Origin of the sequence: Citrobacter sp. Cpo069 (assembly GCF_030332785.1) — a bacterium.
Taxonomy (GTDB): domain Bacteria; phylum Pseudomonadota; class Gammaproteobacteria; order Enterobacterales; family Enterobacteriaceae; genus Citrobacter; species Citrobacter portucalensis.
Window position 1 is genome coordinate 310,235 of record NZ_JAOWHD010000059.1, and the last position, 24,721, is coordinate 334,955.

The following is a 24,721-nucleotide window of genomic DNA, read 5'->3' on the forward strand; positions in this document are numbered from 1 at the left end:
ACACATTTTTCAAGCAATCAGATGATACTTAGGTCGTTTCGGAAAATTCTATTAAAACAAAATGATGTTAGATCAGGCCTGCATCCCTTGTCGTTTGGGTCCCAACGCGTTAGCTTTAACACATCATTTTTTTGATCATTTCATTTTTCGGAGGGGGTTAAATGACTCTGCAGCAAGAGATAATCCAGGCGCTTGGCGCAAAACCGCGAATTAATGCAGAAGAGGAAATTCGCCGCAGCGTGGATTTCTTGAAATCCTACCTGCAAACCTACCCTTTTCTGAAATCACTGGTATTAGGGATAAGCGGCGGACAGGACTCAACGCTCGCGGGAAAACTTTGCCAGATGGCTATTTCCGAGCTTCGCGAAGAAACGGGGAATGACGCGCTGCAGTTTATTGCCGTACGTCTGCCGTATGGCGTTCAGGCTGATGAACAGGACTGTCAGGATGCCATCGCCTTTATCCAACCTGACCGCGTGCTCACAGTAAATATTAAGGGTGCGGTACTGGCCAGTGAACAGGCCCTGCGTGAAGCGGGTATTGAACTGAGCGATTTTGTCCGTGGCAATGAAAAAGCCCGTGAACGTATGAAGGCCCAGTACAGTATCGCCGGAATGACCAGCGGTGTTGTCGTGGGTACCGATCATGCAGCAGAAGCCATCACCGGATTTTTCACCAAATACGGCGATGGCGGTACTGACATTAACCCTATTTTCCGCCTGAACAAGCGTCAGGGTAAGCAGCTGCTTGCCGCACTGGGTTGCCCGGAACATTTATATAAGAAAGCGCCAACCGCCGACCTCGAAGACGATCGCCCTTCTTTGCCGGATGAAGCCGCATTAGGCGTCACCTATGACAACATCGACGATTATCTGGAAGGAAAAAAGCTGGCTGCCGACATCGCGAAAAAAATTGAAGGCTGGTATCTGAAGACCGAGCACAAACGTCGCACACCGATCACGGTGTTTGATGACTTCTGGAAAAAAGCGTAATTTTTTTAATCACATATCGCCGGATAGCACTGGGATCACCGCTGTCCGGCCCCTCCCCCTGGTCTGATGCCGCTTTTTTAATCGGTTTCAAACTGCTACACTGGATGAATAACCAGCATCCGGAGTGAGAAGTGGTACGGCGTCAATCAGCCCCACGCCTGACATTTGAGGCAGCGGCAATCTATGAATATCCAGAGCACCTGCGTCCATTTTTGAGTGCGCTTCCCACCGCGCCAGGCGTCTATCTGTTTCACAGTGAAAGCGACACTATGCCGCTCTATATTGGTAAAAGCGTCAATATTCGCAGCCGCGTGCTGGCACACCTACGTACCGCAGACGAAGCGGCAATGCTGCGCCAGGCCAAACGCATTAGCTGGATTTGTACGGCGGGAGAAATTGGTGCCCTGCTGCTGGAAGCGCGGTTGATCAAAGAACAACAGCCGTTGTTTAATAAACGACTGCGGCGCAATCGTCAGCTTTGCGCCTTGCAGCTTACCGACCGAACTGTTCAGATTGTCTACGCACGAGATATTGATTTCTCCCATGCACCCAATCTGTTTGGCCTGTTTGCCAATCGTCGCACAGCGCTACAAGCGTTGCAAAGCCTCGCGGATGAACAACAGCTGTGCTACGGCCTGTTGGGGCTGGAACCCCTGAGTCGCGGGCGCGCCTGTTTTCGCTCCGCGCTTAAACGCTGCGCCGGAGCGTGCTGCGGAAAAGAAAGTCATGAAGCGCATCATTTGCGTCTGTTAGCGGCGCTGGAAAGAGTGAGAGTGATTTGCTGGCCATGGAGCAATGCTATTGCACTGCAGGAAACCGGCGCTGAAATGACACAGTACCATATCATCAACAACTGGCTGTGGCTGGGAGCCGTTTCAACGCTGGATGAAGCGACTACCCTTGCGCGTATGCCAGCAGGCTTTGACCATGATGGCTACAAAATTCTCTGCCGGCCTGTTCTGTCTGGTCAATATGACATTATTGAACTGTGTCCGGAGAATGCCCCGGCATCCAGTTAATCTCGCTGAACAGCAATTTTCCCTCGCGCTCCAGCAGTCGTAATGTGTGTTTGCCGTCATGCCAGCTCGCACCCTGGTCGGCCGTCAGCAGTTTATCGCCCAGTTGCCATGCACCACTGATAACAAACACCACGCCGCCGCGTGAACCAAAGGTCGTAAAGGTGCGATCGGCAACTCTGACTTTTGCCTGGCAAACATCTCGTCGGGTCATGATATTAAAATCCATAGACATCTGCCCTTCCGTCAGCTTTGCTTTTACCACCTTGTCACCGGCAAAGGTAAAAGGTTGGTGCTGTTTGAGGGTATGCGTAAAGATGTTCGCTTCTTCCAGAGTGACCTCCCCTCCCTCCAGCAGCGTAATCACGCGCTCTACACCCGGGAAAAGTGAAAACTCACCGTTTGCTGCAATGGAGGCGATACTCGCCCGCCAGTGAAAATCTCGTGTTGCTGGCGGAAAACAGCAAATCTCACGCGTTTCTCCCGCACCATTTCGCCAGAGGTTAACCGGCATTTTGCGGATATCAAAGTATTCCATCATCCCTCCAGAAAGGAGCAGCATGGCAGCCTGCCGTAAACAGACAGCCATAAATCATCATTATTATGTTCACCCTGCAGATTATTGTTATCGGCAGCAGAGTTGATTTGCCTTAGCGATGAACCCGGCATTTTGCAAAAAAGAATAACGCGCTGATCCAGGTAGAATTTTCGCAGGCTTCAGGAGAATAGCGTGTCGTGCGTCCGGTGCAATAGGCAGAAATGAAAAAACCGCCGATCCTGCCCACATCGTTATACGTGTTGTGGACAAGAGCGGCGGTCTTGAGTTTTGTTTCACACTGTGCGGCAATCAGCGCGACACAGTGTGAATGATTTAGTGTAGACGCTGATCGATTACTCGGCAGCTTCCGGCATTTTACCTTTCTGCGCTGCACGTTCTGTCAGACGCTTCTCAAAATTGGCATTAAACTGCTTTTTCTGTTCCGGGGTCAGAATGTTGTAAATTTTGTTCTGGGTTTCCATATGCGCCAGCATGTTGGCTTTGCGCTGTTCTTCCATCTTCGCAATCTGCGCTTCGGCTTTCGCTTTATCGAAGCTATCGCTGGCGATGATATCGTGCATTGCACGGCGTTCTTCCAGCGGCGGACGTTTCATCTGATCGCGCTGGCCTTTCATGATCTCGCGAATCTGCTGTTTCTGAGCGTCAGTCAGATTCAGGTCTTTAAACATCATGTCGTGATGCGGGGCAAATTTGCCGTTGTGGTGCATCATCGGTTTAGCATCCGCTGGTGCAGCTGTTGTAGTGTCAGCAGCATGAGCCAGGTTCGCAGCACCCAGCGCCAGAGTAGAGGCAACAAACAGAGCAGTCAGTTTACGCATAATTTCTATCCTTTCTTTCAGTTATTTTTACGACACTCATGCGACTCTTATGCAATGTGATGTCGTGTTGACGAGATTAACTTTACCGGCTTAAGCGTCAATTAATCAGAGCAACGGTAAAACAGTGAAAGTGTAAAAAACAAACTTTCATCAATTATGAAGAAAAAAAGAATAAATTGCGCAGAGTTGCAATAAAAATTTACAACCGTATGATTTTGAACGGATTATGAAGAACTATACCTGAACCCTGTTTATTAAGAAAGCAATTCACCAGGAATAATCCGTAATAAATAAAAACAGCACGCAAAAATAAGCCCTAAAGGATAATCCTGCAGGGCGAATATATTGATCACAACTTTTCGAGCATCAATCCGGCACGTAAACCACAGGCCACGTTAGGGTTGGGAAAGAGAACGTATTCAACATCATGGGTGACGATAAAACGTTCATCTCCGTCCTGCGCCAGCAAGGTGCCTTCTTTAAAGGGGGTAAAGTTTAGCGTCTGGTTATCCATGTGGAGAATAAAATCATTGCTACGACGCGTGATTTGCGACACCACGCGATAACGCAGCGGGGATATTTCTCTCGTCGCCCCTCGTTCACCCCGCAGCAGTTTCTCCAGTGCGTCTGCCGTTTGTGCAAACTGGGTGAGGTCGTTTTGTCCAAACGGCAGCGCTTTACCCAGTTCCAACGTACAGGCCAACGCACCAAAATGTTCCCCGCTAAAATGGGTGAACGTGCCGCCAGGCGTCTGATGGAAAACCAGCGCTTCCAGTCCCGCATCCCCCAGCCATTCAAGAAAATCCTCGTCCCAGGCAACGTTGCGTTGTGGCAATACGCCAAAGCGCAGATGCTGTGAACCGCGGATCGCGGTGTGCAGATCCAAATGCCAGCGCACAGGCTCCTTTGCGCGCGAATAAAAATCTTCAAGACACAGCTCAAGCTCGTGGGCTCGGTGCGTTTCTTCACTCGCGGTAAAAATCTGCCACCGGCCGCCAAACATACGATTCAGGTCGCTATGACAATATCGTTTTCCCGCAGCCAGCGCCTGCGGGTTTCCCAGAATCACCAGCAGCCGCCATGTCAGTGTCAGCTCGCCGCTAAACAGACTGGAAAGCAATGAATCGAGTATCTCTACCGGCGCGGTTTCATTGCCATGGATCCCCGCAGACAGCACCAGTGAATGTTCAACGGGTGCAAGCGGCGTCAGTTCCAGAATTCCGTGACCGATCCACTGCCAGTCAAAACCATGAGTGGTTCCTTGCGTTTTCTCTGGAGTGGCGCCTGCGAGCGTGATCGCCAGAAAGTTATCCATGGTGCATCCCCTCCTGCTGGAAAGGATACACTGAGCCGAGGTTGAGCAATTGCGTCAGCGTATCCAGCGCTTCACGCCCCTCGCGCAACAGCTGTGGGTCGGCAAGGTCGGCAGCGGTAAGACGATCGCGATAGTAACGGTCAACCCAGTTATTCAACGTGTTAAACAGCGTGTCGTTCATGATAACCGCCGGATTCACCGCCTGCTGTTCCTGCGGAGTGAGCACCACTCTCAGGCGCAAGCATGCCGGACCACCGCCGTTGGACATACTTTCACGCAGATCGAATACCCGCAGGTCATCGATCGGATTGTCTTCCTCGAGAAGCCGGTTCAAATACCGCCACACGCCAGCATTCTCCCGACACTCCTGCGGCAGGACCAGCATCATCGAACCGTCACTACGACTCAGCAACTGACTGTTAAACAGATAAGTGGTCACGGCATCCTGCACCGACACTTCCGCTGTCGGGACTTCCAGCGGGGTAAAACCTGCCACCTGACTGCGCAACTGCTCTAACAATGCCTGCTGTCTGACAAACGCCTGCTGATGACAAAACAGCACCTGGCGATTCGATACCGCAATCACATCGTTATGGAACACGCCAAGATCGATAACGTCCGGGTTTTGCTGAGCAAAAATGCGCTGATGTGGGTTGACCTGATTCAGTCGCGCGACCGCCTCGCTGGCCTCACGGGATTGCCTTGCCGGATAGCGCTTCGGTTGGGATGCATTGCCTTCTTCACGACCGTAAACAAACAGCTGTACGCCGGGGTCACCGTAATCGCCACCGAGGCGGTTATGGTTTGCCGCCCCTTCATCGCCAAAAAGCGCAACCTGGGGTAACGCACCGTGGACCGCAAAGCTATTCTCATCACGGAAAATCGCCCGTAACAATGCTTCGGTAGTAGGCGCTTCCAGTGAACGGTGGAACTTATTATTCAGATTCGCCACCGTTAGATGCACTTTCCCGTCCAGCGAGTCTGCCGAAGGGCAAACCGTCGCCGCATTCGCTACCCACATAGGCGATGCGGAGCTGGCACTGGAGAGCCAGTGAGGCGCCTGACGCGACACTTTCTCCAGCACCTGTTCGTCACTGCCGCTAAAACCCAACTGACGCAGAACCGGAATATAAGGCCGCTCGTGGGGCGGGATCACCGCCTGAGGAAATCCTGCATCCGCCAGTGCTTTCATCTTTAGCAGACCTTGCTTTGCCGCCAGACGCGGGTTCGACACCTGAAATCGATGTTTGGTTGAGGCCTCATTACCAAATGACAATCCAGCATAGTGGTGAGTTAGCCCCACCAAACCATCAAAATTTACCTCACGGGCTTTCATAGCTTATCCTCGCGAGAAAAATCCAGTCCCGGGCTAAGCGCCGTTGGCAGCGTTAAGGCCGGGGATTCCAGACTTGCCATCGGCCAGGCGCAATAATCTGCGGCATACCACGCGCTGGCGCGATGGTTCCCGGAAGCGCCTACACCGCCAAACGGTGCGGTACTGGCAGCGCCGGTTAACGGCTTATTCCAGTTGACGATCCCTGCCCGCGCCTCCAACAGTAGCTGTTCAAACTGGCCGCGATCGGGCGAAACTAACCCACACGACAGTCCAAAGCGGGTATTGTTCGCCATACGAATCGCATCATCAAAGCTGTCATAACGCCAGACGCCGAGCAGCGGACCGAAAACCTCTTCATCAGGTACGTTCCCCGCCCCGGTCAGTTCGATGATTCCAGGGGTCAACAGTGACGTTCCGGCATTTAACAGACGTGGCGCTAACAGCGTACGGCCACCCAACGACGCCAGACGCTGCCAGGCATCATAGACGTGTTGCGCTGCCTGTTCGGAAATTAGTCCACCCATAAATGGCTGCGGTTGTGCATCCCAGTTGCCGGGCATTAAACGCTGACTAACCTCCACCAGACGCGTCAGGAACGCATCACCCTGCGCGCCTTTTTTTACGAGCAGGCGGCGGGCACAGGTACAGCGCTGTCCGGCGGTGACAAATGCGGATTGAATAGTCAGATGCACCGCGGCATCAATATCCTCCGGATTCTCAATAATCAGCGGGTTGTTGCCCCCCATCTCCAGGGCAAGGATTTTTTCCGGCTGGCCGGATAACTGCTTATGCAGCTGATAACCGGTATTCGCACTGCCGGTAAACAGCAGGCCATCGAGGTCTTCCAGCGCACTCAGCGCCTGCCCCGTTTCACGTCCGCCCTGCACCAGATTCAGCACGCCCGGCGGCAACCCCGCCTGCTCCCACAGTTTTATTACTGCTTCACCGGTCCACGGCGTCAACTCGCTGGGTTTGAAAATCAACGTATTGCCTGCCAGCAATGCCGGAACAATATGACCATTTGGTAAATGTCCGGGGAAGTTATACGGACCAAAAACCGCCAGCACGCCGTGTGGGCGATGGCGCAACGTTGCCGCACCATCCGGTAGTTCGCTGTGCTGCTCACCGGTACGGGCGTGATAAGCTTTGACGGAGATGGCGATTTTATTGATCATCGCCGTCAGTTCAGTCGCGGCTTCCCAATGAGGTTTTCCGGTTTCCTTGGCGATAATCTGAGTTAGCTCGGCTTTATTGCTTTCCAGCAATAAAGCAAACTTTTCAACAATAGTCTGGCGTGCGCTGAAAGGCTGTTTAGCCCAACCGGCAAAGGCTGCGCGTGCGGCCTGGCACGCTTGCGTCACCTGCATTGCATCTGCATCATTACCGTGCCACAGCACATCACCGCTTACCGGGTTGGTTTTCACCCGACGCTCGCCCAGACCCGTCACCCAGTCACCGTTTATCCATAGTGTCATGCTGTTTTCTCCTCTGCACAAAGACGTACAAAACGTACATGGTCGCCCGCGTGGCATTTCAGGGCATCCAGTTGCGCCGCCGTCAGTACCAGACGTTGGGTATCCGGGTCTGCGCGAACCAGCATGACGCGGAAGTTTTGATAGTTTTCATTGGCAACCAGACAGGCCGGATAATCACCGGTTGCTGGCTGACCTTCCGCCACTTCCACCAGCCTGCTTTTACGAATAGCCCGAACCCGGTCGATATCGCATTCCAGCGTTGGCCCACCGTCGAAAATATCGACATAGTTGCGGTAGCGAAATCCTTCTTTCTCCAGCACCGCCCGCGCCGGGGCAGTTTGCGGATGCACCTGACCAATCACGCCTTGCGCTTCATCAGACAGAAAATGGGTATAAATAGGATGCTTGGGCATCAGTTCAGCAATAAAGGCTTTCTGCCCTGTCCCGCAGAGAAAATCCGCCCGGCTGAACTCCATTGAGAAAAAGCGTTTACCAAGGCTTTGCCAGAACGGCGAGTAACCGTGCTCATCAATCACGCCGCGCATTTCGGCCACGACTTTCTCATTAAATCGGTCGCGAAAGGCCGCCATAAACATAAAGCGCGATTTTGACAGCAAATAGCCGTTGCCTTCTTTTCGCCAGTCCGGATCGAGAAACAGAGTGCAAAGCTCGCTGCTACCCGTGTGATCGTTACTCAGAAACAGCGTCGGCAGCGCGTTATAGACATTCAGTTCTTTCGAGGCGTGGACCAGGGTACCAACCCGGTAGTTGTACCAGGGATCGTTAAGCCCTACCGCCACCTCAATGGCGCAAATCCCGGCCACGGTTCCGCTGGTACTGTCTTCAAGCACAAACACATATCCCTGCTCACTTTTTGGCAACTCACCGCGCCAGGTTTGGAGTGAACGTTCGATACGCGCCATCAGCGTAGCTTCATTCGCCGGTAGCGAGGTCAACCCGCCGCCGGTCTTACTGGCAAGCTGCATCAACGCGGTGATATCCGCGCGTTCAATGGGACGAATCACCATCATGATGAACCTCCTGCTTTAATGCGTTCGCAGGCCAGCGCAAAGCGATCCAGTCCGGTGGCGACTTCTTCTTCGCTGACGTTGAGCGCTGGCGCAAAACGCACCACGTTAGCGCCAGCGATCAGTACCATCACCCCGGCAACAGCCGCTTCTTGCGAGATGAGTTTCGCTTTCCCGGCAAATTCCGCGTTCAGCACGCAGCCGATCAGCAGTCCGAGTCCACGAATTTCACTAAACAGTCCAAAACGTTCGTTAATGGCGTTTATACGCTCCACAAACCAGTCGTGGCGCTGTTTTACTCCGTTGAGCACTTCCGGTGTATTCACAATTTCCAGCAATTTACCTGCCACCGCCGTCGCCAGCGGGTTTCCGCCGTACGTTGTACCGTGTGTACCAACCGTCATCACACTGGCGCAACGCTCTGTCGCCAGCAGTGCGCCGATGGGGAAACCACCGCCCAGCGCTTTTGCTGTCGTCAGCAGATCCGGCGTCACGGCGTAGTGCATATAGGCATACAGCTCCCCGGTACGGCCAACACCGGTCTGAACTTCATCAAAAATCAGCAGCGCATTATGGCGATCGCATAACTCACGTAGCCCCTGTAAAAAGGCTTTTGTTGCCGGTACCACACCGCCTTCACCCTGCACAGGCTCCACGATAACCGCACAGGTGGTGTCATCAATCAGTTGGCTGGCAGAATCGAGATCGTTGTATACGGCATGACGGATATCCGGCGGCAGCGGCGCGAAATCCTGTGAATAGGCAGGCTGTCCTCCGGCGCTGACGGTAAACAGCGTGCGGCCATGGAAAGCATTTTTAAACGCTACAATCCCGCTCTTCTGGCTGCCAAAACGATCGTGGGCATATTTACGCGCCAGTTTTAGTGCCGCTTCGTTAGCTTCTGCACCGGAGTTACAGAAGAAAATGCGCTCGGCGAAGGTGGCGTCAATCAGCTTTTTCGCCAGACGCAGTACCGGCTCGTTGGTGTAGCCATTTCCCGTATGCCAGAATTTGCTCGCCTGGTCGTTTAATGCCTCGCGCAATGCCGGGTGGGCGTGACCCAGCGCGTTAACCGCAATGCCTCCCGCGAAATCGATATACTCTTTACCCTGCTGATCCCACAGACGTGAACCTTCACCCCGCACCGGAATAAAAGGGGCCGGAGCATATACGGGCATCATCCATTCATCAAAATTTTCACGCGTAATTGACAGAGACATAGCGACCTCAACGGTAAATAAAAGGTTATTTATATGTTAATAAATATAGTGTTTGCGGTGTAAATGTAGATTGCAGGGTTCGTGCCAGCCAGCGAAAAAAGTGCATAAACGGAGGTCGATGACGGAATATCAACAAGTTACAACGTGGCGATATTCACTACATGTGCATATAAAGTGAATATGTTTGCGCATCAGGCGACTAAACAGAGGAAAAAACGCAGTTTTATTCAGTCGCCAAATATAATTCTGGAATTGTGATCGTATACGAAATTTTTCGGAAATTATTGACCCATTCCGACGCGCTTCGCGCCAAAACGGTGCAGTTTTTGCTCCATCGTTAACACCATTAGCAATCATTGTTGGAATCAGGTGACAAGAAGCAGTCAGGCTGCAGAAATTCTGCTACCATCCTTGCACTATTCATCTTGCAAAGTGGCAGCGACTATGAAATTTGTCTCTTTTAATATCAACGGCCTGCGTGCCCGTCCCCATCAACTGGCAGCCATTGTCGAAAAACATCAACCGGATGTTATTGGCTTACAGGAGACAAAAGTCCACGACGATATGTTCCCTCTCGAAGAGGTAGCAAAGCTCGGTTACAACGTCTTTTATCACGGCCAGAAAGGTCATTACGGCGTGGCGCTGTTAACGAAAGAAACGCCAATTGCGGTACGTCGTGGCTTCCCGGGCGATGACGAAGAAGCGCAGCGTCGGATCATCATGGCAGAAATTCCGTCCCCTCTGGGCAGCATCACGGTGATCAACGGCTATTTCCCGCAGGGCGAAAGCCGTGACCATGAAACCAAATTCCCGGCCAAAGCCGCGTTTTATCAGAACCTGCAAAACTATCTGGAGACAGAGCTGAAACGCGACAATCCGGTATTGATCATGGGCGATATGAATATTAGCCCAACCGATCTCGATATCGGAATTGGCGAAGAAAACCGTAAACGCTGGCTGCGTACCGGTAAATGTTCCTTCCTGCCGGAGGAGCGTGAGTGGATGGAACGCCTGCTGGGCTGGGGTCTGGTGGATACTTACCGTCACGCAAATCCTGAAAAGAATGACCAGTTCTCGTGGTTCGACTATCGCTCAAAAGGCTTTGACGATAACCGCGGCCTGCGTATCGACCTGCTGCTGGCGAGCAACCCATTGGCGGAACGCTGCGAAGAAACCGGCATCGACTATGAAATTCGCAGCATGGAAAAACCGTCCGACCATGCGCCTGTATGGGCTAAATTCCGCGTCTGACCTTCTGCGTCTTTTTACTCTCCAGGCCCGGCCTGGAGAGTCTGTTTATTCTGTGCAAAATCAATAAAGTGACGGTAATACATTGTTACGGCCGGGAATTTATTATATCTTCGCGCGCGCTTTTCGCTGACGAAAATGCTCCATTGCACTCGGTTTTACAGGAGAACCCCCATGAAAAAGAAGTTCGCATAAAGCAGAATACCGGCTGCTGATTGTCGCGGTCCTGTTCTGCGTTCTGGCGGGAGTTTTCCATCATTATGGTCTGACCGACCTGATAACCAATTTCCATCATTTACAAGACGTCATCCGCCAAAGCGGTATGTTCGGCTATACGCTTTATATCCTGCTGTTTATTGTTGCTGCGCTGTGTCTGATCCCAGGCAGCATCCTGGTGATCGTCGGCGGTGTGCTGTTTGGCCCCGTGGCTGGGACGCTTATCTCGTTAGTGGCAGCAACCGTGGCCTCGGCGCTGTCGTTTTTGCTGGCTCGATGGCTTGGACGGGATCTACTACTGAAATACGTTGGGCACACGGCAACGTTTCAGGCTATCGAAAAAGGCATTGCCCATAGCGGAGTAGACTTTCTAATCCTGACCCGGCTCGTGCCGCTGTTCCCCTATAATATTCAAAATTACGCCTATGGGCTGACGGCCATTCCGTTCTGGTCATTTACCGTAATATCGGCACTTACCACCTTACCCGGCATCTTTATCTATACGCTGATGTCGCATGAACTCGCCAGCGAAGGCATTACCCTGGTATTCATCGGTAAGCTCAGCGTGGCAGGGCTGGCGTTATTCACCCTCGTTCAGGCAGCCAAAGCCTGGGCCCGATATAAGCATACCGATCCGTCAGCCAACCATGAGTGTACGGGTAAATGATAAAACGGAATAAAGCGCGGCTGACTCGCTATTACCGGGCGGGTTTGATTGCTCTGCTACTGCTCGGGCTAATGGCATGGGCATGGATACCTGGCGTGAGTGATTTTCTCCACGGCAGCCTGGCAGCATTTACCACACTCGATCAGCATGCTCTTGAGAACTTTATTCGTTCTTATGGAACCCAGGCGGCAGTGGTGTCGTTCTTCCTGATGATCTTACAGGCCATCGTTGCACCGCTTCCTGCGTTTGTGATCACGTTTGCCAATGCCTCGCTGTTTGGCGCATTTTGGGGCGGCGTACTATCCTGGAGCAGCGCAATGGCAGGTGCGGCGCTGTGCTTTTTTATTGCCCGCATTTTAGGTCGCGGTGCGGTGGAAAAGCTGACCGGAAAAACGGTGCTGAACAATATGGACGCTTTTTTCGAGCGCTATGGTAAGCACACTATTCTGGTCTGCCGCCTGTTACCTTTTGTGCCGTTCGACCCGGTAAGCTACGCGGCTGGCCTGACCTCAATTCGTTTTCGCCATTTTTTCATCGCCACCGGCATCGGACAGTTACCCGCCACTATCGTCTACTCATGGGCGGGAAGCCTGTTAACCGGCGGCACATTTTGGTTTGTGACGGGTCTGTTTGTCCTGTTTGCCCTAAGCGTGGTGATATCGATAGCGAGAAGCCTTTATCTTGAGCGCCAACGGAAAAAAAGCTGAGACCTTCCCCCATTTTTAGCCATGGAGATATTATGCGTTACTGCTTATTGTGTCTGAGTTTGTTGCTCTGCCCGCTGGCGACGTTTGCCCAGGACGCCAGCTGGCAACAAATCAAAAATGACGCCCGTGGTCAAACGGTGTGGTTCAACGCCTGGGGTGGCGACAATGCAGTTAACCAGTATCTCGACTGGGTTAGCGTCGAGATGAAAACGCACTACGACATTAACCTGAAAATCGTGCGCCTGGCAGACGCCGCCGATGCCGTAAAACGCATCCAGACGGAAGCGGCATCCGGGCGAAAAACCAGCGGCTCTGTCGATTTACTGTGGGTTAACGGCGAAAACTTCCGTACGCTAAAAGAAGCCGGGCTGCTGCAAACCCAGTGGGCACAATCGCTGCCTAACTGGCGCTATGTTGATACACAAAAACCGGTGACCGAAGATTTCTCCGTTCCAACAGAGGGGGCTGAATCACCGTGGGGCGGTGCCCAACTCACCTTTATTGCCCGGCGCGATCTCACCGCGCAGCCGCCGTTATCTCCGCAGGCACTTCTCGAATTTGCGCAGGCGCACCCTGGCACGGTGACCTATCCACGCCCGCCAGACTTTACCGGAACGGCTTTTCTTGAGCAGTTGCTAATTTCGCTCACCACCAAACCACAGGCATTGAAAGTTGCGCCAGATGCAGCGACATTCGCCGAAGTTACCGCGCCATTGTGGCAGTATCTTGATACCTTGCATCCTGTACTTTGGCGTGAGGGCAAAGATTTTCCGCCCACGCCAGCACGAATGGATTCACTGCTCAATAGCGGTACCCTGCGTTTATCATTGACCTTTAACCCTGCCCACGCGCAGCAAAAAATGGCGAGCGGCGAATTACCTAAAAGCAGCTACAGTTTTGGTTTCTCACAGGGCATGCTCGGCAACGTGCACTTTGTTGCCATTCCGGCGAATGCCCACGCCAGTGCCGGAGCAAAAGTCGTGGCAAACTTCCTGCTTTCTCCTGAAGCACAACTGCGCAAAGCTGACCCGGCTATCTGGGGAGATCCTTCGGTGCTTGATCCACAAAAATTGCCTGACGAACAGCGTGATGCGCTGCTGGCGCGGATCCCACAGGGGCTCCCTGCCGTGTTGCCAGAACCGCATGCAGCCTGGGTAAACGCTCTGGAACAAGAATGGCTACGCCGCTACGGTACGCATTAATTCTGCTACTCTGGGCCATCATGGCGGCAGTTTATCTGCCGTTGGCGCCAGCGGCATGGTCTCTGATAACACCGGCGCTTAGTACCACACACTGGCTGGCGCTCTTTGCCGATCCTCAACTCCCGCAGGCGTTACTGGCAACGCTGGTTTCCGTCGGCCTCGCGGCTGGGAGCGCGCTGATTATCGCGCTGCTGGCAATCCTCGCCTTGTGGCCCGGCGCAGGCTGGGTACGTCTGTATACGCGTCTTCCGTGGCTGCTGGCAATTCCGCACGTTGCCTTCGCCACGAGCGTGCTGTTGGTTTTTGCTGAAGGCGGCATACTTTGGCAATGGCTCCCGCTCCTCAGCCCACAGCCGGACCGCTACGGCATTGGACTTGGCGTAACGCTGGCGGTGAAAGAGAGCGCTTTTTTGTTATGGATTCTCTCGGCCCTGCTGAGTGAAAAACAACTTTCTCAGCAGGTTATCGTATTGGATTCGCTGGGTTACAGCCGACTGCAATGCCTGAACTGGCTGGTTCTGCCCGCTATCGGCCCGGCATTAGGTAAAGCTATGCTGGCGATTGTTGCCTGGTCACTCTCCGTTGTTGATGTGGCAATCGTTCTTGGCCCCGGCAATCCGCCAACGCTTGCCGTATTGAGCTGGCAGTGGCTCAGTCAGGGCGACGTCGAACAGCAGGCGAAAGGCGCACTTGCCAGTCTGTTGCTGGTGCTGTTGCTCCTTGTTATCGCGCTGGTGGGTTATCTGCTCTGGCGTGCCTGGCGACATACTATTCCGGCAGTAAACGGTGAACGCCAGCATTTTTCATCTATGACAATCGTACGCCCGCTGGTACAGATTTTGCCCGTCAGCGGTGTGGTATGCGCGCTGGTACTGGCGCTTATCGCCAGCTATTCCTCGCTAAACAACGAGGCGCTCAGCAATAGCCTGCAACTGGGGCTCCTTTCCAGCGTGCTGGCGCTTCTGATACTTTTTGCCTGGCTGGAATGGGGTCCACAAACCGGACACCGCTGGGTCTGGCTACCGCTCATTTTGCCTGCGCTACCGCTGGTAACCGGACAATATCTGCTGGCGTTATATGCCGAACAAGATGGACTGATGACGACCATTATCTGGGGCCACCTGCTGTGGGTGATGCCCTGGATGCTATTTGTGCTTAAACCGGCGTGGCAGCGCATTGACCCACGATTAATTTTGATTGCGCAAACCCTGGGCTGGACGCGGTGGCGGATATTCTGGCTGGTGAAATGCCCGCAGCTGGCGCGCCCGGCATTGATTGCCTTCGCGGTTGGCTTCTCGGTTAGTATCGCCCAGTATATGCCAACGCTGTGGCTAGGTGCCGGACGCTATCCCACGTTAACCACCGAAGCGGTGGCATTAAGCAGCGGCGGTAGCAGTGCGATTCTGGCAACACAAGCGTTGTGGCAGCTGCTTTTACCACTGCTCGTTTTCGCACTTGCAGCCTTTCTCGCCGCGTGGATCGGCCGCTTTCGACAAGGACTCCGCTAATGCTTACCATACGAGGCGTTTCGTTGTACCAGGGCGCGAAAGCGCTGGTGAAAGACGTTAATTTTCAGGTTAACAAAAGTGACATTGTCACAATTATGGGACCTTCCGGCAGCGGGAAATCTTCGCTGTTTTCATGGATGATCGGGGCGTTATCTCCCCAGTTCCAGTCCTCAGGCGAACTTTGGCTTAATGAACGACGCATCGATACGTTACCTACCACGCAGCGCCAGATTGGCATTTTGTTCCAGGATGCGCTGCTGTTTGACCATTTCAGCGTTGGGCAGAATTTACTGCTAGCCTTACCCGCCAGACTGCAAGGTCCTGCCAGGCGTCATGAGGTAGAAAGCGCCCTCGCACGCGCGGACCTGGCAGGTTTTTATTCGCGCGATCCGGCTTCGCTCTCCGGTGGGCAGCGTTCGCGGGTCGCCCTGCTCCGCGCGCTGCTGGCGCAGCCCCAGGCGCTGTTACTTGATGAACCCTTTAGCAGGCTGGATGCGTCGCTACGCGATAACTTTCGCCAATGGGTCTTCACCGAGGTGTGTAAATTGGGGATCCCGGTGGTACAGGTGACACATGACGCGCAGGACGTACCGCCTGCAGGCCGCGTATTTCAGATGGAAAACTGGGCGTGAATGTGGCGATATGCTGCGTTAACGCAAGGTTTTTACGTAACTGGCGGCACAGAATGTCGTCTTCTTTTTTTCAACGTCGGGCTATTCGATGAAACGTGTTTCTCAAATGACCGCGCTGGCACTGGCTTTAGGGCTCGCTTGCGCTTCTTCCTGGGCTGCTGAAACAGCACAGACGCTCACCCTCAACCAGTTACAGCAAAAGCAAGGCGCGGCGATCGATACCCGTCAGAGCGCTTTTTACAACGGCTGGCCACAATCGCTCAATGGTCCTTCAGGACACGAACTTTCCGCACTGAACCTGTCTGCCGCCTGGCTCGACAAGATGAATGATGAACAACTCAGCGCCTGGGTTAAGTCACATCAACTTAAGACCGACGCTCCGGTGGCGCTGTATGGCAGTGATAACGACATGCAGGCCGTTAAATCCCGTCTGCAAAAAGTTGGCTTTAACCAGATTTCAACCCTCAGCGATGCGCTGACAGATCCTGCGCGTCTGCAACGTCTGCCGCACTTCGAACAGTTGGTCTACCCACAGTGGCTGCACAATCTTCAGCAGGGTAAAGACGTGACTGCCAAACCGGCGGGTGACTGGAAAGTGATTGAAGCCGCCTGGGGCGCGCCGAAGTTGTATCTGCTCAGCCACATCCCCGGCGCGGGCTACATTGATACCAATGAAGTTGAAAGCGAACCGCTGTGGAATAAAGTTTCCGATGAGCAGCTTAAAGCGATGCTGGCGAAACACGGTATCCGCCACGACACCACGGTAATTTTATACGGCCGCGATGTCTATGCCGCCGCACGCGTGGCACAAATTATGTTGTACGCAGGCGTGAAAGACGTTCGTCTGCTCGACGGCGGTTGGCAAACCTGGTCCGACTCAGGTTTACCGGTCGAACGCGGCACTCCGCCAACGGTGAAACCAGAACCTGATTTCGGCGTAAAAATCCCTGCCCAGCCGCAGCTGATGCTCGATACGGAACAGGCTCGCGGTCTGCTGCATCGCCAGGATGCGTCTTTGGTGAGCATTCGTTCCTGGCCAGAATTTGTCGGTACTACCAGCGGCTACAGCTACATTAAGCCAAAAGGTGAGATCGCAGGCGCGCGTTGGGGCCACGCGGGCAGCGACTCCACCCACATGGAAGATTTCCATAACCCGGATGGCACCATGCGCAGCGCGGATGACATCGCCGCCATGTGGAAGCAATGGAATATCCTGCCGAATCAACAGGTCTCTTTCTATTGCGGTACCGGCTGGCGTGCTTCAGAAACGTTTATGTATGCCCGCGCGATGGGCTGGAAAAACGTCTCTGTTTACGATGGTGGCTGGTACGAGTGGAGCAGCAATCCGAAAAACCCGGTCGCCAGCGGTGAACGGGGTCCGGACGCCAGCAAGTAAGACTGGCATTATTGCCGGATGCGGCGAGAACGCTTGACCCAGCCTGGATATATCATCGTTGTAGGCCGGATAAGCGAAGCGCATCCGGCAACGCATTACCTTACGCCTGACGCTGAACGGTTTTCAGCGTCAGATATCCGCTCCAGATCCGGGTGAACGTTGTCATCCAGCACAGCGCGCCAAAGACCCACGCCAGCACGGCAAAATAGTCCGGGAACAGACACCCCAACACAAACAGCAAAATTGTCTCAGTTCCTTCGGTCAGCCCGCCAAGATAATAAAACGATTTATGCGCGTAACCGGGGTTATCAATCTGATGTTTCGCTGCCAGTGCGGCGAAGGCCAGAAAGCTGCTACCGGTGCCAATGAACGCGAACAACAGCCAACTGCCTGCCAGCGCATTCTGCGCCGGAGCGGCAAGAATAAAACCAAACGGCACAAGGGCGTAAAATAAAAAATCGAGCGAGATATCGAGAAATCCCCCCGCGTCGGAGAGCCCTCTGCGCCGTGCCAGCGCCCCATCCAGTCCGTCAAACAACCGATTGAGCACAATGGCCACCAGCGCCGCCAGATACCAGCCTAACGCCAGAAATGGCAACGCCAGCACGCCAATGGCAAATCCTACCAGCGTAAGTCCGTCCGGGGTAATCGCCGGTTTATCGATAATACCTACGCACCGATGCAACAGCGGTTTTAATCGTGGATGAAGATGGCGGTCAAGCATGCGGGCGTCCTTTAAAACTGTCGCACAGTCCCTGCGAGGGAATATCGAGAGCGGCATTAAAACGCGCCGAGAGATTTTGAAACGCAATCAGCGCGGTCATTTCCGTAATGGCATCATCGGTAAAATGCTGCTTCATCTGCACTTTCAGCGCATCGTCAACCTGTGGAGGCGTTGCGGTAACCGCATCGGCATAGGCCAGCGCTACGCGCTCTTCTGCACTGAACAGCGTCGAATCTTGCCAGGTGGCAACCTGCATGACTTTATCCAGCGCGCCACAGCGTTCTGCCAGCCGTAAACTATTCGCATCAACACAGAAAGCGCAATGGCAGACCTGAGAAACGCGGGTCATCAACAGCGCACGCATCACCGGCGTTAAGCGCGCCTTTTTACGCTCCAGAAACCCGACAAACAGCGCCACTAGCCAGAACAGAAACGGCATCCGCCCCCACCAGCGCGTGGGATGCAGCACATCGCCATAATGTTTTTTCTGCGTGGCAACGAGCGGTTTTAAACTGGAAGGGATACGCGTTAACGGCTTTACCCACGACTGAGGTTCGTTCAACGGTGGCTCCTGAATACTTTAGATAAAACAAAGATAACGATAGTATGTCATTTTCTGCTGTTAGATCTTGATGAATATGATGAAAACCCTCGACGTGGTCGCCGCTATCATTGAACGTGATGGCAAAATTTTACTGGCTCAGCGTCCGCTGCATGCGGATCAGTCAGGCATGTGGGAGTTTGCTGGCGGTAAGGTTGAATCTGGCGAAAGTCAGCCCGAGGCGCTGATCCGTGAACTGCGTGAAGAGTTGGGCATTGAGGCGGTCGTGGGGCGCTACATTGCCAGTCATCAACGCGAGGTTTCAGGCCGATTGATTCACCTACACGCCTGGCATGTACCGTCTTTTCAGGGGGAATTGAGAGCATTTGAACATCAGGATATCGTCTGGTGCTCACCTGAAGAGGCGCTGCGTTATCCACTGGCGCCCGCCGATATCCCGCTGTTAGAGACGTTTATCCTTTTACGCGCCGCCAGACCAGCGGATTCGTGCTGATCGTTTTATCATCGCGCTGGCACTGCAACAGAATGCCATCGGCTTTAATCACCGCCCCTTCAGAGTAGTTTTGATCCTGATAAATACAGCACTGGCTACAGGGCTGCGCCCGCTGACCGCTGGAACTGAACACTTCCGGCGGTACATTCACCTGCACGTCCGGGCGATAAAGCTGATTTGCCAGCGTCGCGCTGGACACCAGTACCAACGCTCCTGCCATGATTAAACGGCGCATTGTCTTTCCTTTTTAACTGACATTTATGCTCAGTATAACGGTATAAATCGGCAGAAACTTTAGTCCCTTCCATCATCGCTTTTGGTTATGACCCACGGCGCAATATTAATTTACTTAGCGGGGTTAATTTTTTCTTGCGTCACGTCACACTGCTGATGGTATAGTCAAAAACTGCACAACACATAACATAAATATCAAAAATATAACCATATCAATACATAAGAGGTTCTTATATCTATGGATCAGACATGTTCTCTGGAGTCATTTCTCAACCATGTGCAAAAGCGCGACCCGAATCAAACCGAGTTCGCGCAAGCCGTTCGTGAGGTAATGACGACGCTGTGGCCCTTTCTTGAGCAGAACCCGCGTTATCGTCAGATGTCGTTGCTGGAACGTCTGGTTGAACCGGAGCGCGTGATCCAGTTCCGCGTAGTTTGGCTGGACGATCGCAATCAGGTGCAGGTCAACCGCGCGTGGCGCGTACAGTTTAGCTCTGCCATTGGCCCGTACAAAGGCGGTATGCGTTTCCACCCTTCCGTGAACCTGTCGATCCTGAAATTCCTGGGTTTCGAGCAGACCTTTAAGAACGCCCTCACCACGCTGCCAATGGGCGGTGGTAAAGGCGGGAGCGATTTCGATCCGAAAGGTAAAAGCGAAGGCGAAATCATGCGTTTCTGCCAGGCACTGATGACCGAACTGTTCCGCCATTTAGGTCCTGATACCGACGTCCCGGCGGGCGATATCGGCGTGGGTGGTCGTGAAGTCGGCTTTATGGCCGGGATGATGAAAAAACTGTCCAACAACAGCGCCTGCGTCTTTACCGGTAAAGGTCTCTCTTTTGGCGGCAGCCTGATCCGCCCGGAAGCCACCGGCTACGGTCTGGTGTACTTCACCGAAGCAATGCTCAAACGCCATGGTCTGGGCTTTGAAGGCATGCGCGTGGCGGTTTCTGGCTCCGGCAACGTAGCGCAATTCGCCATTGAGAAAGCCATGGAGTTTGGCGCGCGAGTAGTTACCGCCTCCGATTCCAGCGGTACCGTAGTTGACGAAAGCGGATTTACTAAAGAAAAACTGGCGCGTCTGTGTGCGATCAAAGACAGCCGTGACGGTCGCGTGGCGGATTACGCCCGTGAGTTTGGCCTGACCTATCTGGAAGGAAAACAGCCGTGGTCGGTTCCGGTCGATATCGCCCTGCCGTGCGCCACTCAGAACGAACTGGATGTCGATGCAGCGCGCGTACTGATCGCCAACGGCGTGAAGGCAGTCGCCGAAGGGGCAAACATGCCGACCACTATCGAGGCCACCGATCTGTTCCTCGAAGCGGGCGTACTGTTCGCACCGGGTAAAGCCGCAAACGCCGGTGGCGTAGCGACATCCGGTCTGGAAATGGCGCAAAACGCCGCTCGTCTGGGCTGGAAAGCGGAGAAAGTGGATGCGCGCCTGCACCACATCATGCTGGATATTCACCATGCCTGCGTTGAATACGGCGGCGAAAGCAAGCAGACCAACTACGTACGTGGCGCCAACATCGCGGGCTTCGTGAAGGTTGCCGACGCGATGCTGGGTCAGGGCGTGATTTAATATTGTCTCTGCAGGCCAGTAGGCCGGATTAGGCACGGGTGCCGCATCCGGCTAAGCCTGATGCGCTATGCTTATCAGGCCTACAAACTTACAGGCCCGCCTCTTCAGATGGCGGGCTTTTTTTCGCCGGACGTTTACGCGGCGCGCTTTTTTTCTTATCGCTACCACTACCGCCCGGCGCGGCAATTCCACGAAAGCGTCGTACCGGTGTGCTGCGCGCCTGATCGATAAGCTGATACAGCGTCCCCACCAGCGGCTGCATGAAATCCTGATAGCGACACTGCTTTTCGCTGATTTGGGTCAGGATAGATTCCCAGTGCGCTGTCATGTCCGGGCGCGTCGCCATTTCTGGCAGCGAGTGGAACAGCGCTTTTCCCGCGTCGGTCGAATGGATATAACGTCCTTTTTTCACCAGGAACCCGCGCTTAAACAGCAGCTCGATAATTCCGGCGCGCGTTGCTTCCGTACCTAAACCATCCGTTGCGCGCAGGATCTTTTTCAGATCTTTATCCTGCACGAATCGCGCAATCCCGGTCATCGCTGACAGCAGAGTTGCATCAGTAAAGTGCCGCGGGGGCTGGGTCTGACGTTCAACTACTTCGCCTTTTTCGCACAGCAGTTCGTCATCTTTTGCCACCACCGGCAGCGGCGTCCCGTCATTATCTTCGTCGCGCTCTTTGTTGCCGAGCAGCGTGCGCCATCCGGCTTCCGCCAGAAAACGCGCTTTGGCGACAAACTTGCCTTTGGCGATGTCCAGCTCAATGACGCACTTCCTGAATACCGCATCTGCGCAAAATTGCATCAGATACTGACGGGCAATCAGGTTGTAAATTTTCGCTTCGTTGTCATTCAGGTTGATGGACGAACTGCGCGCGGTAGGAATGATGGCGTGGTGCGCATCCACTTTTTTGTCGTCCCAACAGCGATTTCGCGTATCGGGATTGACCGCCGGCTGCGGGAGCAGATCCGGCGCATGGACGCTAATCGCGTTCAGTACCGCGTGACGTCCGGCAAAGTGTTCTTCCGGCAGATAACGGCTATCCGAACGCGGATAGGTAATCAACTTATGGGTTTCATACAGCTTCTGGCAGATATCCAGAACGTTTTGCGCACTTAAACCGAAGCGCTTCGCCGCTTCAATCTGCAACGCCGACAGCGAGAACGGCAACGGCGCGGATTCTGATTCCCGTTTATCGTTATAGCTGGTGACTATCGCCGGTTGACCGTTAATGCGGTTCACCACGTGTTCAGCCAGCGTGCGATTCAGCAAGCGCCCTTCTTCATCCTGATACGGCTCACACGCTTCGCTCGGCTGCCAGATAGCGGTGAACCGCTCATCGGCGGGCGTTACGATATGCGCTTTCACTTCGAAGAAGTCTTTGGCGACGAAGTTCTCTATCTCTTCATCGCGACGCACAACCAGCCCGAGCACCGGCGTTTGTACGCGCCCGACCGAAAGTACGCCCTGATAGCCCGCGTTACGTCCAAGAATGGTGTAAGCGCGCGTCATATTGATACCGTACAACCAGTCCGCACGCGCTCGCGCCAGTGCTGACACGCACAGCGGGATAAACTCACTGTTGGCGCGCAGCCGCTCAATAGCCCGCTCAACGGCCTGCGGGTTGAGGTCGTTAATCAGGCAACGCTGCACCTTCTGGCGCTTTTCAGGCGCCAGTTGCAGGTAATCCAGCACTTCATCCACCAGCAGTTGCCCTTCACGATCGGGGTCACCGGCGTGAATAACTTCGCTGGCCTCATGCAAAAAGCGCTTAATGACGTTGAGCTGTTTGGTCACCGAGGGGCGCGGTTGCAGTTGCCACTTTTCAGGGACAATCGGCAGATCGACCAGACTCCAGCGAGCATAACGACTGTCGTAGGCATCCGGCTGCGCCTGTTCAAGCAGGTGACCAATACACCAGGTCACCACTTGTCCATTTCCGCATTCGATAAAACCATCGCCTTTGCGATGCGGCTTCGGCAGCACATCGGCGATAGCACGCGCCAGACTTGGTTTTTCGGCAATAAACAACCGCATCGAGTTAACGAATCTCAACCATGGCGCGACCGCCACGAGCTTCCACTAACTCACCAATGGCGGTGAGATCGATACCGAACTGCGCCGCTGCCGCTTTCACTTCGGCTTCAGCTTCCGACGTTACCGCCAGCAACAGGCCACCGGAAGTTTGCGGATCGCACAGCAGATCGCGTACCGATTGCGGCATTTCACCCATCAGGTGTCCGTAGCTGGCAAAGTTACGTTGGGTACCACCCGGCACCGCGCCCTGCGCGATGTATTCTTCAACGCCAGGCAGCTTAGGAATATCCTGGTAGACGATCTGCGCCTGAACGCCTGCGCCCTGGCACATCTCACTCAGATGCCCCAGCAGACCAAAACCGGTAACATCGGTCATGGCTTTCACGCCGTCAATATCGGCGAATGCCGCACCGGCAATGTTCATCCGGCACATAACTTCTGTCGCCAGTCCTTTGTGTTCTTCCTTCAGCAGTGATTTTTTCTCTGCAGTTGTCAGAACGCCAATACCCAGAGGCTTGGTCAGGAACAACTTACACCCTGACTCAGCGGTGCTGTTTTTCTTCACGCGTTCGGTCGGCACAACGCCGGTTACCGCAAGGCCAAAGATAGGCTCTGGGGCATCGATAGAGTGGCCGCCCGCCAGCGCAATACCCGCTTGACGGCAGGCAAAGCGTCCGCCTTCGGTTACTTCGCGGGCGATTTCCGGTGCCAGCTTATCCAGCGGCCAGCCCAGAATAGCAATTGCCATAATCGGTTTGCCGCCCATGGCGAAAATATCGCTGATGGCGTTAGTCGCGGCGATGCGTCCAAAATCAAACGGATTATCGACAATCGGCATAAAGAAATCGGTGGTGCTGATAACGCTGGTGCCGTTTCCAAGATCGTATACGGCCGCGTCGTCGCGGGTTTCATTACCCACCAGTAAGTTCGGATCAACAAACTTCGCCTGCTCGCTGTGCAGGATGGTTTCCAGCACTTTTGGGGAAATTTTACAACCGCAACCGGCTCCGTGGCTGTATTGCGTTAAACGAATAGCTTGCTCGCTCATGGACATCTCCTGTCATTGCAATCCGGATATGGTAGCGCTCATTCCTTGATGTGGTAAGAGTGACTGTCTGAATTCGGGTGTCTTTGCTCAGAATCCAGACAGTTTTGCCGTTGATATCAGAAATAACGGACGAATGCGCTCGGATCGGCAAGGTTAATCGTCGTGGATGCTTTTAGCTGCGGTGTGCCCAGATAGAGGAAACCGACGATTTTATCTTGCGGGCGACAGTCGAATGCTTCGCGCACGACCGCACTTTCGGTTAATGCACCACTGCGCCAGATACCGCCAAAGCCCTGGGCAATTGCGGCCATCTGCATAGCCATCACCGCACAACCGGCAGACATTTCTTGTTCCCACAGAGGAACCTTGTCGTTTTCTTCACATTTCGCCACCACGGTAATAATCAGCGGTGCGCGAAACGGTGCGCTGCGCGCTTTTTCCTGGGCTTTCGCGTCACTGCCTGCGGCAATCGCCCCTTTTTCAAGCACCGCGCTAAAACGCTCACGCCCTTCGCCCTCAATGACAAAGAATTGCCACGGTTGCAGCGTTTTGTGGTCTGGCGCGCGCATACCCGCCCGCAGAATGTTTTGCAGTTGCTCTCCTGTCGGGGCCGGCTCGACGAGACGAGAGGCGCTACGACGGGTAATCAGTAATTCGAGTGCATCCATTTGCTTAACTCCAACAATGAGATTTGTTCACAAAATTAAC

24 protein-coding genes are annotated in these 24,721 nt (G+C 53.9%); 11 read left to right on the forward strand and 13 right to left on the reverse strand.

The features are described from left to right. Positions 1–161: 161 nt before the first annotated feature. Together nadE and cho are read left to right on the forward strand one after the other, a co-directional pair. A complete protein-coding gene (gene nadE, locus OGY08_RS17490) occupies positions 162–992 on the forward strand; it encodes an NAD(+) synthase (RefSeq protein ID WP_125362993.1) in 831 nt (276 codons plus the stop codon). 131 nt (positions 993–1,123) lie between these two features. Next, complete coding sequence (gene cho, locus OGY08_RS17495; protein WP_125362992.1) at positions 1,124–2,011, forward strand: excinuclease Cho; 888 nt, start codon at positions 1,124–1,126, stop codon at positions 2,009–2,011. On the opposite strand, the gene ves is transcribed toward cho, so the two are convergent. The 7 genes from ves to astC all read right to left on the reverse strand — a co-directional run bounded on the left by ves (position 1,971) and on the right by astC (position 9,759). Next, positions 1,971–2,546: an environmental stress-induced protein Ves gene (ves, locus tag OGY08_RS17500; RefSeq protein WP_103285095.1), complete on the reverse strand. Its 576-nt coding sequence runs from the start codon at positions 2,544–2,546 to the stop codon at positions 1,971–1,973. The genes cho and ves overlap by 41 nt on opposite strands. 353 nt (positions 2,547–2,899) lie before the next feature. Further along, positions 2,900–3,385 (reverse strand): ATP-independent periplasmic protein-refolding chaperone Spy, encoded by a 486-nt coding sequence (gene spy, locus OGY08_RS17505; RefSeq protein WP_003832537.1) that lies wholly within the window; start codon positions 3,383–3,385, stop codon positions 2,900–2,902. A 349-nt stretch (positions 3,386–3,734) separates the two neighbouring features. Then, on the reverse strand, positions 3,735–4,700 hold the full coding sequence (gene astE / locus OGY08_RS17510) for a succinylglutamate desuccinylase (RefSeq protein WP_125362991.1): 966 nt from the start codon (positions 4,698–4,700) through the stop codon (positions 3,735–3,737). Beyond that, positions 4,693–6,036: an N-succinylarginine dihydrolase gene (astB, locus tag OGY08_RS17515; RefSeq protein ID WP_125362990.1), complete on the reverse strand. Its 1,344-nt coding sequence runs from the start codon at positions 6,034–6,036 to the stop codon at positions 4,693–4,695. Before astB ends, astE begins: the two co-directional genes overlap by 8 nt. Then, positions 6,033–7,511 carry a succinylglutamate-semialdehyde dehydrogenase gene (gene astD, locus OGY08_RS17520; RefSeq protein ID WP_125362989.1) on the reverse strand — a complete coding sequence of 493 codons (1,479 nt, stop codon included), beginning with the start codon at positions 7,509–7,511 and terminating at the stop codon, positions 6,033–6,035. The genes astB and astD overlap by 4 nt, the downstream gene beginning before the upstream one ends. Beyond that, complete coding sequence (gene astA / locus OGY08_RS17525) at positions 7,508–8,542, reverse strand: arginine N-succinyltransferase (protein WP_060682309.1); 1,035 nt, start codon at positions 8,540–8,542, stop codon at positions 7,508–7,510. The genes astD and astA overlap by 4 nt, the downstream gene beginning before the upstream one ends. Beyond that, positions 8,539–9,759, reverse strand: coding sequence for a succinylornithine/acetylornithine transaminase (astC, locus tag OGY08_RS17530; RefSeq protein WP_048235516.1), 1,221 nt, complete (start codon positions 9,757–9,759; stop codon positions 8,539–8,541). Before astC ends, astA begins: the two co-directional genes overlap by 4 nt. Positions 9,760–10,203: 444 nt before the next feature. Here astC and xthA point away from each other — a divergent pair, with 444 nt between their 5' ends. The 7 genes from xthA (at position 10,204) to OGY08_RS17565 (ending at position 17,335) form a co-directional block, all read left to right on the forward strand. Next, on the forward strand, positions 10,204–11,010 hold the full coding sequence (gene xthA / locus OGY08_RS17535) for an exodeoxyribonuclease III (RefSeq protein ID WP_003030642.1): 807 nt from the start codon (positions 10,204–10,206) through the stop codon (positions 11,008–11,010). A gap of 223 nt (positions 11,011–11,233) precedes the next feature. After that, the gene (locus OGY08_RS17540; RefSeq protein ID WP_185757617.1) at positions 11,234–11,890 is read left to right on the forward strand and encodes a TVP38/TMEM64 family protein; all 657 of its coding nucleotides are present in this window, start codon (positions 11,234–11,236) and stop codon (positions 11,888–11,890) included. After that, a complete protein-coding gene (locus tag OGY08_RS17545; RefSeq protein WP_103014593.1) occupies positions 11,887–12,597 on the forward strand; it encodes a TVP38/TMEM64 family protein in 711 nt (236 codons plus the stop codon). Before OGY08_RS17540 ends, OGY08_RS17545 begins: the two co-directional genes overlap by 4 nt. Before the next feature lie 32 nt (positions 12,598–12,629). After that, positions 12,630–13,799, forward strand: coding sequence for an ABC transporter substrate-binding protein (locus OGY08_RS17550; protein ID WP_125362985.1), 1,170 nt, complete (start codon positions 12,630–12,632; stop codon positions 13,797–13,799). After that, complete coding sequence (locus OGY08_RS17555) at positions 13,772–15,307, forward strand: ABC transporter permease family protein (RefSeq protein WP_125362984.1); 1,536 nt, start codon at positions 13,772–13,774, stop codon at positions 15,305–15,307. Before OGY08_RS17550 ends, OGY08_RS17555 begins: the two co-directional genes overlap by 28 nt. Then, positions 15,307–15,939 carry an ATP-binding cassette domain-containing protein gene (locus tag OGY08_RS17560; RefSeq protein WP_020996449.1) on the forward strand — a complete coding sequence of 211 codons (633 nt, stop codon included), beginning with the start codon at positions 15,307–15,309 and terminating at the stop codon, positions 15,937–15,939. Before OGY08_RS17555 ends, OGY08_RS17560 begins: the two co-directional genes overlap by 1 nt. An 88-nt stretch (positions 15,940–16,027) precedes the next feature. Next, positions 16,028–17,335 (forward strand): sulfurtransferase, encoded by a 1,308-nt coding sequence (locus OGY08_RS17565; RefSeq protein WP_125362983.1) that lies wholly within the window; start codon positions 16,028–16,030, stop codon positions 17,333–17,335. Between the two features lie 100 nt (positions 17,336–17,435). Here OGY08_RS17565 and OGY08_RS17570 read toward each other — a convergent pair whose 3' ends face one another. Then, the gene (locus OGY08_RS17570) at positions 17,436–18,059 is read right to left on the reverse strand and encodes a CDP-alcohol phosphatidyltransferase family protein (RefSeq protein WP_008784544.1); all 624 of its coding nucleotides are present in this window, start codon (positions 18,057–18,059) and stop codon (positions 17,436–17,438) included. Continuing rightward, positions 18,052–18,621, reverse strand: a complete 570-nt coding sequence (locus OGY08_RS17575) for a carboxymuconolactone decarboxylase family protein (protein WP_020996450.1) — start codon at positions 18,619–18,621, stop codon at positions 18,052–18,054. Before OGY08_RS17575 ends, OGY08_RS17570 begins: the two co-directional genes overlap by 8 nt. 79 nt (positions 18,622–18,700) lie before the next feature. Between OGY08_RS17575 and OGY08_RS17580 the strand changes: the two genes are divergently transcribed. Beyond that, the gene (locus OGY08_RS17580; protein WP_048216321.1) at positions 18,701–19,114 is read left to right on the forward strand and encodes a pyrimidine (deoxy)nucleoside triphosphate diphosphatase; all 414 of its coding nucleotides are present in this window, start codon (positions 18,701–18,703) and stop codon (positions 19,112–19,114) included. Here OGY08_RS17580 and OGY08_RS17585 read toward each other — a convergent pair. Next, a complete protein-coding gene (locus OGY08_RS17585; RefSeq protein ID WP_185757616.1) occupies positions 19,074–19,334 on the reverse strand; it encodes a YnjH family protein in 261 nt (86 codons plus the stop codon). The two genes, OGY08_RS17580 and OGY08_RS17585, sit on opposite strands and share 41 nt — an antisense overlap. 252 nt (positions 19,335–19,586) lie before the next feature. Here OGY08_RS17585 and gdhA point away from each other — a divergent pair, with 252 nt between their 5' ends. After that, positions 19,587–20,930, forward strand: a complete 1,344-nt coding sequence (gene gdhA, locus OGY08_RS17590; RefSeq protein ID WP_003832501.1) for an NADP-specific glutamate dehydrogenase — start codon at positions 19,587–19,589, stop codon at positions 20,928–20,930. 88 nt (positions 20,931–21,018) lie between these two features. On the opposite strand, the gene topB is transcribed toward gdhA, so the two are convergent. The 3 genes from topB to OGY08_RS17605 form a co-directional block, all read right to left on the reverse strand. Continuing rightward, on the reverse strand, positions 21,019–22,965 hold the full coding sequence (gene topB, locus OGY08_RS17595; RefSeq protein WP_032934436.1) for a DNA topoisomerase III: 1,947 nt from the start codon (positions 22,963–22,965) through the stop codon (positions 21,019–21,021). Between the two features lie 4 nt (positions 22,966–22,969). After that, complete coding sequence (gene selD, locus OGY08_RS17600; protein ID WP_125362981.1) at positions 22,970–24,013, reverse strand: selenide, water dikinase SelD; 1,044 nt, start codon at positions 24,011–24,013, stop codon at positions 22,970–22,972. 116 nt (positions 24,014–24,129) lie between these two features. Then, positions 24,130–24,681, reverse strand: coding sequence for an NAD(P)H nitroreductase (locus OGY08_RS17605; RefSeq protein WP_048226791.1), 552 nt, complete (start codon positions 24,679–24,681; stop codon positions 24,130–24,132). Between the last annotated feature and the right edge of the window lie 40 nt (positions 24,682–24,721).